The organism is Pseudomonas granadensis, assembly GCF_900105485.1.
GTDB lineage: Bacteria > Pseudomonadota > Gammaproteobacteria > Pseudomonadales > Pseudomonadaceae > Aquipseudomonas > Aquipseudomonas granadensis.
Genome location: NZ_LT629778.1, coordinates 2,189,946 through 2,204,386, shown reverse-complemented (window position 1 = coordinate 2,204,386; position 14,441 = coordinate 2,189,946). Strand labels below are relative to the sequence as shown.

Annotated in this window: 11 protein-coding genes; 2 read left to right on the top strand and 9 right to left on the bottom strand. The window is 62.1% G+C overall.

Annotated elements, in window-relative coordinates; genetic code table 11:
* Positions 1–548 precede the first annotated feature (548 nt).
* The 8 genes from BLU52_RS09760 to gspG form a co-directional block, all read right to left on the bottom strand.
* Positions 549–1,661, bottom strand: coding sequence for a substrate-binding domain-containing protein (locus BLU52_RS09760; RefSeq protein WP_090282984.1), 1,113 nt, complete (start codon positions 1,659–1,661; stop codon positions 549–551).
* 471 nt (positions 1,662–2,132) lie between these two features.
* The gene (gene gspF / locus BLU52_RS09755) at positions 2,133–3,344 is read right to left on the bottom strand and encodes a type II secretion system inner membrane protein GspF (protein WP_090282983.1); all 1,212 of its coding nucleotides are present in this window, start codon (positions 3,342–3,344) and stop codon (positions 2,133–2,135) included.
* Complete coding sequence (gspE, locus tag BLU52_RS09750) at positions 3,344–4,750, bottom strand: type II secretion system ATPase GspE (RefSeq protein ID WP_090282982.1); 1,407 nt, start codon at positions 4,748–4,750, stop codon at positions 3,344–3,346. Before gspE ends, gspF begins: the two co-directional genes overlap by 1 nt.
* Positions 4,747–7,134: a type II secretion system secretin GspD gene (gene gspD / locus BLU52_RS09745; RefSeq protein WP_090282981.1), complete on the bottom strand. Its 2,388-nt coding sequence runs from the start codon at positions 7,132–7,134 to the stop codon at positions 4,747–4,749. Before gspD ends, gspE begins: the two co-directional genes overlap by 4 nt.
* The gene (gene gspM, locus BLU52_RS09740) at positions 7,131–7,673 is read right to left on the bottom strand and encodes a type II secretion system protein GspM (RefSeq protein ID WP_090282980.1); all 543 of its coding nucleotides are present in this window, start codon (positions 7,671–7,673) and stop codon (positions 7,131–7,133) included. Before gspM ends, gspD begins: the two co-directional genes overlap by 4 nt.
* On the bottom strand, positions 7,666–8,844 hold the full coding sequence (gene gspL, locus BLU52_RS09735; RefSeq protein WP_090282979.1) for a type II secretion system protein GspL: 1,179 nt from the start codon (positions 8,842–8,844) through the stop codon (positions 7,666–7,668). Before gspL ends, gspM begins: the two co-directional genes overlap by 8 nt.
* Complete coding sequence (gene gspK / locus BLU52_RS09730) at positions 8,841–9,800, bottom strand: type II secretion system minor pseudopilin GspK (RefSeq protein WP_090282978.1); 960 nt, start codon at positions 9,798–9,800, stop codon at positions 8,841–8,843. The genes gspL and gspK overlap by 4 nt, the downstream gene beginning before the upstream one ends.
* An 8-nt stretch (positions 9,801–9,808) precedes the next feature.
* The gene (gene gspG / locus BLU52_RS09725; protein WP_090282977.1) at positions 9,809–10,267 is read right to left on the bottom strand and encodes a type II secretion system major pseudopilin GspG; all 459 of its coding nucleotides are present in this window, start codon (positions 10,265–10,267) and stop codon (positions 9,809–9,811) included.
* Between the two features lie 147 nt (positions 10,268–10,414).
* Between gspG and gspI the strand changes: the two genes are divergently transcribed.
* Entirely contained in the window at positions 10,415–10,801 is a 387-nt protein-coding gene (gene gspI / locus BLU52_RS09720; protein ID WP_090282976.1) for a type II secretion system minor pseudopilin GspI, read from the top strand.
* A 1,727-nt stretch (positions 10,802–12,528) separates the two neighbouring features.
* Here gspI and BLU52_RS09705 read toward each other — a convergent pair.
* Positions 12,529–13,158, bottom strand: a complete 630-nt coding sequence (locus BLU52_RS09705; RefSeq protein ID WP_090282973.1) for a nucleoside/nucleotide kinase family protein — start codon at positions 13,156–13,158, stop codon at positions 12,529–12,531.
* A 101-nt stretch (positions 13,159–13,259) separates the two neighbouring features.
* Between BLU52_RS09705 and BLU52_RS09700 the strand changes: the two genes are divergently transcribed.
* A complete protein-coding gene (locus tag BLU52_RS09700) occupies positions 13,260–14,321 on the top strand; it encodes an SDR family oxidoreductase (protein ID WP_090282972.1) in 1,062 nt (353 codons plus the stop codon).
* Positions 14,322–14,441 lie beyond the last annotated feature (120 nt).

Here is a 14,441-nt window from a genome sequence, read left to right as displayed (position 1 = left end):
CGCAGATCGGCTCCCTCTCCCTCCGGGAGAGGGCTGGGGTGAGGGGCAAATCCACCGAAAATCTCAAGCCATGCGACGCTTCTAACCACTCAACAATGAGCGTTAGCTCGAGTGCTTTTGATCTTGATCCACCGGCGACGTCGGAAGGCTGAGCGGAGGGATTGATCCGGGCGTGGGAGCGCAGCGACCGTACGACGAAGTCGTACACAGCGGAAGGAGGTGCAGCGAAGCAAACCGTAGCCGCTGCGCCCGGATCGATTCCGCAGCGAAGGGACCCGAGCCTGCGAGGGCCGAACGCAGGAGCAAGCGTTTTGGGTTACCTTTTTGCTGGGCCGGCACTCCGGCGTTTGAAAAAGGTGACCCGCCGTAAGGGCGGAACCCTAAGCCGCCGTTACCGCAGCAACGGATATGTACCCCAAACCAAAAAAAAACAGCGCCTGAAAGAAAGCCATCGCCAGCAGGCTGGCTCCCACAGTTGGACCAGGTACATCAAAGCCAAAAAAAAGCGGCGACCCAAAGGCCGCCGCTCTTCCCACAGCTCTCAAATCTTACAAAGGACGACCAATCGCGTTGCACACGCTAGCGTTGTTGATGTCCAGGTTGTTGCCCGAGGAGTTGGTGATGAAGTTGGCAGTCACAGCGGTTTTCCACGCGCTAGGCACGGCGACAAACTTGTGCGCCTGAACCGCAGCGTTGTTGCCCGGAACACTGTAGTGAGTGGTGAGGAACGCTTTCACATCCGCGGCCACGGCTGCATCCTTGTAGCACTGACCGAAGATGAAGTTGGTGTAGGCAGCCAGTTTGTAACCCGAAGCCGGGTTAGCCACTACTGGCGACCAGTTGGCCGGGTTTGCAGCTTGAGCTGCAGTCGAAGGCGCAGCGACCGACGACAGTGCCAGGGTCACGTTCACCGACGTCGGCTGTACACCGTTGACGCGAGCAACAACAGCATTGCTGGTAGCGTCGACACCGTCCGGACCGACATAACCGAGCGAACCGTCAACTGCGTTCACGGTAGTGGCGACTTCGGCAGTGCTGGCAACGCCCACCCAGTTCGAAGGCAGCGTCGAACCGGCTGGCAGACGAGCGTTGGTGAACGTCGAGTTGGTGGCGAACTGTGTCGGGCAGACCGAGTTCAAGTGGCGGCTGAGGATTTCGGTGGTGCCGCTGGAAACGTTGCGATAAACGATGCGGATCGGCGTGGTGTCGGCAGTGCCCAGCAGCGCGCCCCAGGTGGTTTTGGCGCCGGAGAAGGCATCGCACAACTGGGCACTGGTCAGGTTCAGCGCGGTCTGGCCGGCCTTTTTGTAAGGGATGGCAACCGAAGTGGCCACCGATGGCAACTGGATCAGCGGGCCGTAAGCGCTGCGGAAGTTGGTGTTGTAGGTGCTGATTTCCGAAGCGCTGAGGATCGAGTCGCTACCGGCGAAGTGCACGGTGCCGGTGGTGTTGAAGCCAGCCGGGTTGTTGGTCAGGAAAGCGGTCTTGCCACCGCCGCTGCCGATGGCTGCGTAGCTGAAGTTGGCCGGCAGAATGCTGTCGGCAGAACCTTTGTACAGAGCGGCAGGCAGAGTAGCACCGCCACCGGTGACGGCCATGGCTTGTGCGGAAGCCAGAGCGGCGACGGTCAGGGATGCGGCGATCAGAGTGCGCTTGAACATGAAGAATCTCCTTTTCAACTCGGTTGAGAACACAGGTTTTCGGATGACTTGCATGACGCTTTTATGAGGACTCACCGGGCCCTCGCTGGCTGGCCTGGGTTAAGTCGCACTGAGAAATTCGCAGTTTCCGGTGACAGATAAAGGAAAAAACCTCGGGAGCTGAACGCTGTTTTCAGAGGGGTTTTCTCGGGTGTTTGCAGGGTTTGGCGCAGTGTCTGGCTCGCGGTTTTGGCGCAATCGGGCTGGAGCCGTTGGCGGGTGGTTGCAGATGACAGAAAGGAGAACCCGAGGACGGGGAAAGCGAGGGTCGGGTGGTGCTCAGACCTGGTGTAAAAAGTTTTGCTGATTTTTGCCTGAGCCGACGTCATCGCGAGCAGGCTCACTCCTACAGGGGAACGCATTCCAAATTGCAGGAGTGAGCCTGCTCGCGATGAGGCCGGCCGAGACACTCACAAAACACCAGGCACACCGCTACTGGACTAGCTGATTGATCTCAATGATCGGCAACAACACCGCCATCACAATTACCAGCACCACCCCACCCATCACCACAATCATCAGCGGCTCCAGCAGTGCGGTCATGCCCATCGCCCGGCGTTCGATATCCCGCGACAAGGTCTGCGCCGCGCGCTCGAGCATCGGCGGCAACGAGCCGGTTTTTTCGCCGCTGGCGATCAGGTGTATCAGCACCGGCGGAAACACGTTTTCGACGCGCAACGCCGCCGCCAGATTCGCGCCCTCGCGCACTTTCGCGGTCGCCTCGCTGACGCTCAGACTCAAGCGCTCGTTGGACAACGTCTGCCGCGCCGCCTCCAGCGCGCGCAACAATGGCACCCCGGCGCCGCCGAGAATCGCCAGGGTCGAGGCGAACCGCGCGGTGTTCAGGCCCAGGATAAACCGCCCGAACAGTGGCAACTTCAGCACCCGATGGTGCCAGCTCAACCGCGCCGCTGGGTTGCGCAAATACAGCCGCCAACACCAGAACGCCCCGGCGATGATCGCCGCACACAACCAGCCCCAGGCACGAATGAAATCGCTCGCGGTGAGCATCGCCAGGGTCAGCCCCGGCAAATCCTGGCGCGCCTGGGAAAACGCACTGACCACCTGCGGCACCACGTAACTGAGCAGGAAAATCACAATGCCGATCGACACCAACCCGACCACACCCGGGTAGATGAACGCGGTGAGAATCTTGCCGCGCAGGTTGTTGCGCTCCTCGATGTAATCCGCGAGGCGCTCCATGACCTGCGCCAGATCTCCGGACTCCTCACCCGCAGCAATCAGCGCCCGATAGATCTCGGGGAAATCGCGCGGTCGCGCCGCCAGCGATTCCGCCAAGCGCATGCCGCTGCGCACATCGGCGCGCACGGCGCTGAGGGTGTGAGCGATGTGTTTTTTCTCCGCCTGCTCGACCGTGGCACTCAGCGCCGCTTCCAGTGGCAGACTCGCGCCGAGCAGGCTCGCCAGTTGCCGCGTCGCCCAGGCCAGATCGTTGTCTGACAGCCTGGCGCTGAACAGTCCGCCGCCGCCGTGCTGGGCAACATTGCTCTCTTTGTGCACCGACAACGCGGTCAAGCCACGCCCGCGCAAGGCACTGAACGCCGCGCCCTGGCTGTCCGCCTCCAGATGCCCGGACTCGATCTTGCCGCTGGCATCGGCGGCCTCAAAACGATAGCGATTCATCAGGCGTCCCGGGTCACACGCAGGATTTCTTCCGGCGCGGTGGCGCCGCTGCGGATCCAGCGCTCACCGTCCTCACGCAAACTGAACATCCCGGCTTTGGCGGCGGAAGCGCGCAAGGCCTGCTCGCCTGCCCCTTGGTGGATCAGCGTGCGAATGTCGTCGTCGATGCAGAACAACTCGTGGATGCCGGTGCGGCCGCTGTAACCGGTCTGGTTGCACGCGGCGCAGCCGACCGGGCGCCAGGTGCCGGGCGCTGCCGGATCTTCCTGCTTGCACTGGTTACACAGGCGCCGCACCAAGCGTTGCGCGAGCACGCCGAGCATCGACGAGGCCAGCAGAAACGGCTCGACACCCATGTCGATCAAGCGGTTGACCGCCGACACCGCGTCGTTGGTGTGCAGCGTCGCCAGCACCAGGTGACCGGTCAGCGAGGCCTGCACGGCGATTTGCGCGGTTTCCAGATCGCGGATCTCGCCGATCATGATGATGTCCGGGTCCTGGCGCAGAATCGCCCGCAGCGCCAGGGCAAAGGTCATGTCGATCTTGGCGTTGACCTGAATCTGGCTGATCCCGGGCAAGTCATATTCGACCGGGTCTTCGACGGTCAGAATGTTGCTGGTGCTGGCATCCAGTCGTGCCAGTGCCGCGTAGAGGCTGGTGGTCTTGCCGCTACCGGTCGGCCCGGTGACCAGCACGATGCCGTGGGGCTGACGGATCAGATGATCGAGTCTGGCCAGCACCTGCGCGTCCATGCCGAGGGTTTCCAGTTGCAGGCGCCCGGCCTGTTTGTCGAGCAGGCGCATCACCACGCGCTCGCCATGACCGGTCGGCACCGTCGACACGCGAATATCGATCGGCCGCCCGGCCACGCGCAAGGCGATTCGGCCGTCTTGAGGCAGGCGTTTTTCGGCGATATCGAGCTGGGCCATGATCTTGATCCGCGACACCAGTGCGCCGTGCAGCGCCTTGCGCGGCGAGACCACATCGCGCAGGGTGCCGTCGACGCGGTAACGCACCACCGAATGGGTTTCGAACGGCTCGATGTGAATGTCGCTGGCCTCGTCGCGCGCTGCCTGGGTCAGCAAGGCGTTGATCATGCGGATCACCGGCGCGCCGTCCTGGGTGTCGAGCAGGTCGGTGATTTCCGGCATGTCCTGCATCAGGCGGTCGAGGTCGACTTCGTTTTCCGCAGCACCGACCACCGCGGCGGCACTGCCGGTGTCGGAGTACGCGGCGGCGAGCAAGCCGTCGAGTTCGTCATCGCGCACTCGCTCCAGCCGCGCCACGCCAAACTGGCGCCGCGCTTCGCTGATCGACCAGCCCGGCGTCGACGGGCACACGGTCAGCACGTCATCACGCAGCAGAATCCGCTGCGCCTTGGCCCAGGCGTACGGCAAGCGGCTCACAGGCGCGGGCCTCCCGGAATTGGCACTGCCTTGATGGTCGCGCGCGGGCCTGAAGTCGGCATCAGGGCCGGCACGCCTTGCGCCGCCGAAGGCAACTGCGGTGCCTGCATGTCCGGCATCGCCCAGCTGCGTTCCGGTTGCAGACCGCCCTGCGCGCGGCGCATGAAGTCGTAGCGATTCAGCGTAATGCTGCGCCCCGCTTCGCTGTCGCGAATGATGTACGGGCGCAGAAACACCATCAGGTTGGTCTTGGTGATCGCCCGGCGCTCGTTGCGAAACAGCGCGCCAATCCCCGGAATCGTCGACAGCCACGGCACCGCGTCGTTGCTCTGGCTGTAGCCGTCCTGCAGCAGGCCGCCGAGGACCATGATCTGTCCGTCGTCGAGCAGAATGCTGGTGTCGATCGCGCGTTTGTTGGTGACGATGCCGGCCGCGTTCGCGCTGGCGGAAGCGCGCTCGTCAATGCTGCTGACTTCCTGATAGATGTCGAGCTTGACCGTGCCGCCCTCGGAAATCTGCGGGCGCACGTTGAGCTTGAGGCCGACCTCTTCGCGGGTCACGGTCTGGAACGGGTTGTTGCTGGTGCCACCGCCGCCGGTGACGTAACTGCCGCTGACAAAGGGGATGGTCTGGCCGACGAAAATGCTCGCCGCTTCGTTGTCCAGCGTCAGCAGGTTCGGCGTCGACAGCACGTTGGTGCCACCCTTGCTCTTCAGCGCGCGGGCCAGCACTTTCAGGTCGAGAATCTTGCCGATACCGGGAATGTCGACGGTGCCGTTGACGTAGCCAAGGTTCAGGCCCTGCGGCAGCACATCAAGGCTGGTCTTGCCGCTGAGGTTGATTCCCGAACCACCGAGATTGGCGCCGCCGATCACGCCCTTGCCGCCGAGATCGCCGGTCTGCCATTGCACGCCGAATTCGCTGGCATCGTCCTCGCCGACTTCGACGATCAAACTTTCGATCACCACTTGCGCACGGCGCTGGTCGAGCAAATCGATCACCTCGCGCAGGTTGCGGTACAGCGGCTCCGGCGCGGAAATCAGCAAGGTGTTGGTGGTGGCGTCCGCTTGAATGGTCACGCCGCCAGCGGTGAACGCGACGTTTTGCTCGCTGCTCTGCGCCCCGCCGCTAATGCTGCTGGCGCTGCTGCCCTGAGCGTAACTGCCGGCGCTGCTGCCGCTGTTGGTGGTGGTCGTCGCTGTGTTGCCGCTGCTGGACGCGCCGTTCTGGCCACTCTGCCCGGCGTTACCACCGGTGCTGCTGCCCATGCTGCTGAGCACGGAGCGCGCACTGTCGCTGCTGCCGCTGTCGCTCTCACCGGTGAGCAAGCCGCGCAGTGCTTGCGCCAGTTTCGCCGCTTGCGCGTTGCGCAGGTACACCACGTGCAGGTTGCTCGGATTGCTCTGCGCGTTGTCGAGTTTGTAGATCAGGTTGCGCGCCAGCTCGGTGCGCTCGGGGCTGCCGGCGCGAATGATGATGCTGTTGGAACGCGGATCACCGATCACGGCGATTTTCTGCGTCGGATCGTTGCCCGGTGCGTCGAGCAGATCAGCGACCATCGGCGCGATGTCGGCGGCGATACCGTTCTGGATCTGCACCACATCGGTGTCGATCGCGCTCGGCGAATCGATGCTGGCGATCAACTGCGCGACGCGTGTGAGGTTCTCGGCGTAATCGGTGATGACGATGGTGTTGTTACCGGGATAGGCGTTGATCGGGTTGTTCGGCGAGACGATCGGCCGCAGCACCGGAATCAGGTTCACCGCGTTTTCGTATTGCAGGCGAAAGGTGCGGGTGAGCATGCCGTTGCCGGCCGGTTTGTCGGCGCTGTAGATCGGCCCGCCGAGCAGTTTCGCATCGGCCTCCGGCACCACCTGGGCGACGCCGCCGACATCGACCACGCTGAAACCCTGCATGCGCAATGCCGCCAGCAGCATGTCGTAAGCCTGCCGCGCCGGCACCTGCCCTTCCGAAACCAGCGTCAGCGTGCCCTTGACCCGTGGATCGACAAGAAACTGCTGGCCGGTCGAACGCGACAGCGCGCGCACCACTGCTTGAATATCGGCGTCGACAAAATTCAATGTCACCGGTTGATCGCCCAACGGATTGCTCGGCAACGTGCTGCCCGTTGACGCGGCGCCGGCACGTGCGCTTTTGCTGATGTTGTGCAATTGCTTGGGTGCCGGTCGCGCCTGCGCCTGCGCGCGTTCGCGATCGAGCACCGCGTCGCCGCTGCGCTGGGTACTCGCCAGCGGTCGGCCCAATTCACTGTCGACCAGCAACGGCGGCTGATTTTGCGGCGCCCCGGTGTTGCTGCACGCACTCAACGCCATCAACAACAACGGCAATGCCAGTTGTGCCGGTTTGGATCCTGACCCCTTCATGAAGCTTCCTTAGCGCCCAGCGCCTGATCCATGCGAACGGTGCCCGACAACGTGCCGGCAGTGACTTCGGTGGAGGGGTTGTCTGCGCGTTGCAAACGAGCCTCGACCACTTGCAGAGAAAGTTGCGACGGCGTGCTCAGCAGCCAGCCGATTACCGCGTCCGCTGGCGCGCCGACGAAGGTCAGTTGCCAGGCGCCGGCCTCACCGGGTTGCAGTTGATAGTGCCCGGCCAGACTGCTCGCCTGCAGGGTTTGCTCCAGCGCCTGGGCCACGCTTTGCCCGTCCGGGCGCACGCTGACTTCGCGCAGCAGCACTTCCAGCGCTTCGGTCTGCGCGCGCAGCTTCGGCGTTTCGGTTTGCCAATAGCTGATTTTCTTCAGAGGCGGCTGAATCAGCACAACCCACAGCAGCAAGCCGAGCAGCGCCACAGCCATGCCACCGACCATGCGTTTCTCGCGCGGTGCCAGCGGCTGCCAGCGCGCCTGCAACTGAGCGTTGAAGCGCTGCCATTTGGCGCGGTAAGGCGCGAGCTTATTCATCTTCATTTGCTCCGCTGCTGTCGTCGCTGTCGCTTGCGGTGGCTTCGCTGGACGGGCGCAAAATCCAGCCCTCCTCATCGGCGGTGACGCTGATGCCGGCCTGCGCCAACGTGCTTTGCCAATCCTGATTGTTCCTGCTACGCCGGGCCTCGCTGAGCAACGCCAGTTGCAACGTGCCGTCGGCAAAGGTCAGGCGCTCAACCGTGCCGGCCATGAACGGCATGCCGCTGCCGGCCTGCAACACCAGGCGATTGAAGGTTTGCGCCGGATCATCTGTCGCGCCCTTCTGCCGCTCGGCCAATTGCTGCCGCGCCTGTTGCAGCGGGTTGAGGATCACCGGCAACTGCGGGAAGGCCTGTTTGACCCGCTGACTCATCTGCGCCTTGAGCTGCTGGCCCTGGCTGGCTTCGCGCGCGGCGTACAGATTCAGGCCAACAACCCACACCGCAACGGCCAGTGCCGATAAGCCGATGGCCCGGCCCCAGCCGCGATGTTCGGTAGTCTGCGACTGCACCGCGCCGTGCAAGCCCCACCCCGGCAACGGTCCGGTCCAGCGCTGGGCATCGGCCATCGGCAACTCGGCAGACGCCGGCGCTTGTTCGCCAATCCAGTGCAGTGTGGTGCCCGGTTCCCACATCGCGGTGTCGACATCCTCGCCGAACAACGGCTGCACCCGCGCTGCTTGCACGCTGTCGCGCAGCAGCAGATGCCCGTCCTGCACGCAGGCGACGGTGCCCGGCAACACCGGCAAGCTGTACGCCGCCGGATAGAGACCGCGCAGGTTCAGATCCGCGTGTTTCAACAACTGCGCGAGTTGCTGCAGAGGCTGACGCGGTGCCCAGGCGATCTGCACCCGCCCGGCCTCATCCCGAGGCCCGTGGGCAACGTGCATCTCGCTGAGGTCACCAAGCACCAAGGCCTGCGCCGCGCATTGCACCGCCGCTGCGGTTTTATTGGCCGGCAGCGGCGGCAGGTCGATACTCGCCAACAGGCTGTCCGTCGGGTGCAGAAAACACAGCAGCGGCGGCAGTTTCGGCACTTGGCTCAACTGCCTCAAGCTCATGGATTGTTCGCGGCTGACCTGACCGGCACGGTCCAGCCACGCAACGCGCAACTCGCTGTCGAGGTCAAGATTCGCCAATGGCGGCAGCGCAACTCTGAGCTGACTCATGCGCCCACCCGCGACCAGATCACTTGCGGCAAACGGTCCTGACTGCGATGCAACAACGCCTCAAGACTGACCCGTCGCTGATCGCGCCGCGCTTCGCCGCGCAGACGAAACCAGTCACTGGTGATGCCGACCCGCACAGTGGTCAGCTCCAGCTCAGGCATGCGCAAGCGGTTGACGAAATCGCCCCGGTTGATGAACCAGCGCCCGGCATCGCGCTCATTGATCAGCGCCTGCGCGCGCTCCAGCGACAACCCCGGCACATACGCCGCCAACACCGGCGCGGTGGCGGTGTTGCCGTTGAGCCAGGTTGTCGCCGGAATCACCGTCAGGTACGCCGCGAGTTTGCCGATCAGCGCGTCATTCACGCCGTCGACACTGCGCAAATCCTCAAGGCTGCGCAGCATCGGCAGTGTAGGGTTTTGTGGTTTGCGTGAAGCATTGGGCGAGGTCAAGCGACCGCTGTCGAAGGTGTTTTTCGTAGTTTCGGCGATCTGCGCGTTGAGCAGTCGCGGATAAGAGCCGATCACCCGCTGAATGATCCGCTGGCTCAGCCCGGCATTGACACCGAGCAACCCGCACAAGCGCTCGAACGCTTGCACCTGCTCATCATCCACGCGCTCGTTGGCCACCAGGTTGCGCAGATTGAACTTGCCCTGCTCATCCTCCAGCCACCCCTCAAAACCCTGCGCATTCAAGCGTTGCGCCCACGGCTGATCGAGCCGGGTCAACGGGTCTCGCTGGCGCGCATCCCACAGCAATTGACGGCTAATCTCCAGCCCACCCTGCGCCAGCCAGCGCCCCTGAATTCGCTGCTGATCGGCCTCCAGCGCGCGAGTCGACACACTCTGGCGCGTCAACATCCCCGCCGCGATCACCGCCACCACGGCAGCAATCAACAACGCGCTGATGATCGCCATGCCTCCCTGCTTCGCCCCCTTGGGCGAACGGCGATTCATGGCCGGCCTTACAACTGCCAGGAACCGATATCGGCATTCACGCCGTCGCCGTCCGGCTGACCGTCGGCACCGAGGGAAAAAATGTCGATCTCGCCGTTGGCGCCGGGGTTGAGGTACTGATAAGGCCGGCCCCACGGATCGTTCGGCAAGCGCTCCAGGTATGAGCGCCAGTTGCTGTTCTTCGCATCTGCCGGCCGCTCGACCAACACCTTCAGCCCCTGATTCATGCTGGGGTAGGTGCCGTGGTCGAGGCGATACAACTTCAACGCCTGCATCAACCCGCCAATATCCTGCTTCGCCGCCGTCGCCCGCGCCTGATCCGGCCTATCGAGCACCTTGGGCACCACCATCGCCGCGAGAATCCCCAGAATGACCACCACCACCATGATCTCGATCAGGGTAAAACCCTGCTGACCACGCGGCGTGCGCAGCGGTTGTTTGCGCGAAGTGAAAGGTGCGATATCCATCTCGACAATCCCTGGCTTGGTTCGATTCGACGCGCAGTGTTGCAAGAAGATATGTCAGGGATGTTGAAAATCCTCGGGAGTTTTCGTCGTCAAGCCGTCAAGCACGCGGGTTAGCGTCGAGGGCTGTTTTTTGCTTTTGGGCCTTTTATGCCTGCGCGCTCTCGAGAAAGCGGATTCACCCTGATTGAAGTGCTGGTAGCGCTGGCGATCATCGCCGTGGCGATGTCCGCGGCGGTGCGCGTGGCGGGGTTGATGACGCAGAGCAATGGGCTGCTGCGGGATCGGTCGATTGCGCTGGTGGCCGCGCAGAGCCGGATGGCGGAGTTGCGGTTGGAGGGGCGCTTGCCGACGGGCATGAAAGCGGTTGAGTGTGATCAGGGGCGGTTGTTGTTGCGCTGCGAGCAGGTGATCGCGACCGCGCAGAATGGGCGGTTGCTCAAGGTCGGGATTCAGGTGTTTGATCGCAGTCAGGATGCACCGCCGTTGGCCAGGCTGGAGACATTATTGTCACGGACGGACAGCCCCTCACCCTAGCCCTCTCCCCCAGGAGAGGGGACTGATTCGGGGATATTCGAGGGTTGTGGCGACCTGAGCGTGGCGCATTGAATCCATCATCGACACGGTCATTCAGGTCGATATATGACGAAAGACACTGCGGTCGGCCCCCTCTCCCTCCGGGAGAGGGCTGGGGTGAGGGTCGCTCTTGCTTACGGTTTTCTGGCACTACTCAATCAGGCCAGATCGGACAGCCCCTCACCCTAGCCCTCTCCCCCAGGAGAGGGAACTGATTCGGGGGTATTCGAGGGTTACGGCGACCTGAGCGTGGCGCATTGAATCCATCATCGACACGGTCATTCAGGTCGATGTATGACGAAAGACACTGCGGTCGGCCCCCTCTCCCCCAGGAGAGGGAACTGATTCGGGGGTATTCGAGGGTTACGGCGACCTGAACGTATCGCTTTGAATCCATAATCGACAAGGTCATTCAGGTCGATGTATGACGAAAGACACTGCGGTCGGCCCCCTCTCCCTCTGGGAGAGGGCTGGGGTGAGGGTCGCTCTTGCTTACGGTTTCCTCGGCACTACTCAATCAGGCCAGATCGGACAGCCCCTCACCCTAGCCCTCTCCCCCAGGAGAGGGAACTGATTCGGGGATATTCGAGGGTTACGGCGACCTGAGCGTGGCGCATTGAATCCATCATCGACACAGTCATTCAGGTCGATGTATGACGAAAGACATTGCGGTCGGGCCCCTCTCCCTCCGGGAGAGGGCTGGGGTGAGGGTCGCTCTTGCTTACGGTTTCCTCGGCACTACTCAATCAGGCCAGATCGGACAGCCCCTCACCCTAGCCCTCTCCCCCAGGAGAGGGAACTGATTTGGGGATATTCGAGGGTTACGGCGACCTGAACGTATCGCTTTGAATCCATCATCGACACAGTCATTCAGGTCGATGTATGACGAAAGACACTGCGGTCGGCCCCCTCTCCCCCAGGAGAGGGAACTGATTCGGGGGTATTCGAGAGTTGCGCCGACCTGAACGTATCGCGTTGAATCCATAATCGACACGGTCATTCAGGTCGATGTATGACGAAAGACACTGCGGTCGGCCCCCTCTCCCTCCGGGAGAGGGCTGGGGTGAGGGTCGCTCTTGCTTACGGTTTCCTCGGCACTACTCAATCAGGCCAGATCGGACAGCCCCTCACCCTAGCCCTCTCCCAGAGGGAGAGGGAACTGATTCGGGGATATTCGAGAGTTGTGGCGACCTGAGCGTGGCGCATTGAATCCATCATCGACACGGTCATTCAGGTCCATGTATGACGAAAGACACTGCGGTCGGCCCCCTCTCCCTCCGGGAGAGGGCTGGGGTGAGGGTCGCTCTTGCTTACGGTTTCCTCGGCACTACTCAATCATGCCAGATCGGACAGCCCCTCACCCTAGCCCTCTCCCCCAGGAGGGGAACTGATTCGGGGATATTCGAGGGTTACGGCGACCTGAACGTATCGCTTTGAATTCATAATCGACAAGGTCATTCAGGTCGATGTATGACGAAAGACACTGCGGTCGGCCCCCCTCTCCCTCTGGGAGAGGGCTGGGGTGAGGGTCGCTCTTGCTTACGGTTTCCTCGGCACTACTCAATCAGGCCAGATCGGACAGCCCCTCACCCTAGCCCTCTCCCCCAGGAGAGGGAACTGATTCGGGGGTATTCGAGGGTTACGGCGACCTGAACGGATCGCTTTGAATCCATCATCGACACGGTTATTCAGGTCGATGTGCAGAGGCCGCTCATCACCCGATTAATCTCCCCAACCACCCGCCTAGTCGCCTCCTCGATCGTTCCCTCATTCCGGCATAAAAACCAACCCTGTGCAGCAACCGCTTGTTCAAACGCCTGAGTACAAGCGACATGCTCCTCCAGACCGCGAAGCACGGTACTGCTCAAGCCGCGACGTCGCGCAGCCGCCCTCGCCCAGGAAATCTCTGCCGCTGTGACCACGCCGACATGCAGGTCTGGCACCTGAACGTCGCGATCAAGGTTCAGTTTCAGGATTTCTGCGAACGGAACTGTGCGGCGAAACGCGGCCTCGGACGGGTACCAGCGATCGATCAGGATAATGCTGTCGGTGGGTTGTCTGGTCAGCACGTGCCGGGAAATCCAGCGGCGGCTATCAGCCAGACGCTGGCAAACTTGCAGTTCCAGAGCCCGGTCAGGCTGGCGGGCAAGCCGGTTCACCAACTGCATGGTCTCGCCCCGGAACGGGTCGCTTTTTTTCTCGCAAAGCCGGATGACTTTCTGGTTGTCGGCCCTCAGGGCTTCGGTGATGGCTTCCAACAGCGAGGTTTTGCCGACGCCTTTGGGGCCATCCAGCGCGACAAACAGCGGACGATTCATTTTCACGGGCTTCAACGGGGATGGGTGACCACTCTAACGGATTTTCAGGTTGAACCTCTGCCGTTCAGGCGAACTCCCAAACCTGAATACAGGAGAAACCTATGACTCAGACAGCTTTGGTCGTGGGCGCCAGCGGCATCGTCGGCAGCGCCATCACGCAGTTACTCATCGACAACCAGTGGCAGGTCGCCGCGCTGTCGCGGCACCCATCGCAAACGCCAGGCGTGATCCCGGTCGCGGCTGACCTTCAAGATCCGGCTTCGCTGGAACGTGCACTTGCGGGGTTGAAACCCACCCATGTATTCATCACCACATGGTCACGCCAAGCCACGGAAGCCGAGAACATTCGCGTCAATGCCGCCATGGTACGCAACGTCCTCAGCGCCGTTCGCCCTGCCAAGAGCGTTGAGCACGTAGCGCTGGTGACCGGCCTGAAACACTACCTCGGCCCGTTCGAAGCGTATGGAAAAGGCAGCCTGCCGCAAACACCGTTTCGCGAAGAGCAGGGTCGTCTGGATGTCGAGAATTTCTATTACGCCCAAGAGGATGAACTGTTCGCCGCAGCCGAAAATGACGGCTTCACCTGGAGCGTTCACCGCCCGCATACCGTCACCGGGGTCGCCGTTGGCAACGCGATGAACATGGCAACCACCCTCGCCGTCTACGCCTCGATTTGCAAAAAAACCAATCGCTCTTTTGTGTTCCCCGGATCCAGAGTGCAGTGGGACAGCCTCACCGACATGACGGACGCCCGGCAGTTGGCGAAACAACAATTGTGGGCGGCAACCACGCCGGCGGCGGCCAACCAGGCATTCAATGTCACGAATGGCGATGTGTTTCGCTGGAAATGGATGTGGAGCCGCATTGCCGAGTATTTCGATTTGCCTGCTGCCGATTATCCCGCTTCCCCCTCACCCCTTGAAAAGCAGATGGCCAACGACCAAGCCGTATGGACGCAAATAGTTGCCGAACACGGTTTGAAAGAATCTGACATCGGTCGACTGATATCGCCATGGCATACCGATGCAGACCTTGGCCGACCTATCGAAGTGGTCACGGACATGTCGAAAAGCCGTGCAATGGGTTTCACTGCCTATCAGGCGAGCGATCAGGCATTTTTCGATGTATTCGATACACTGCGCGAGATGCGCTTGATCCCTTAGATGATTCCGGAGCGAACAGGCTCAGATGATTTGAAGGAGAGGAAAAGGAAATGGCAAGTGAATCAGACTTGCTGGAGAGCACGTTCCAAATTCAGCTCAACGCTAGTTGAAAAGCCCCGC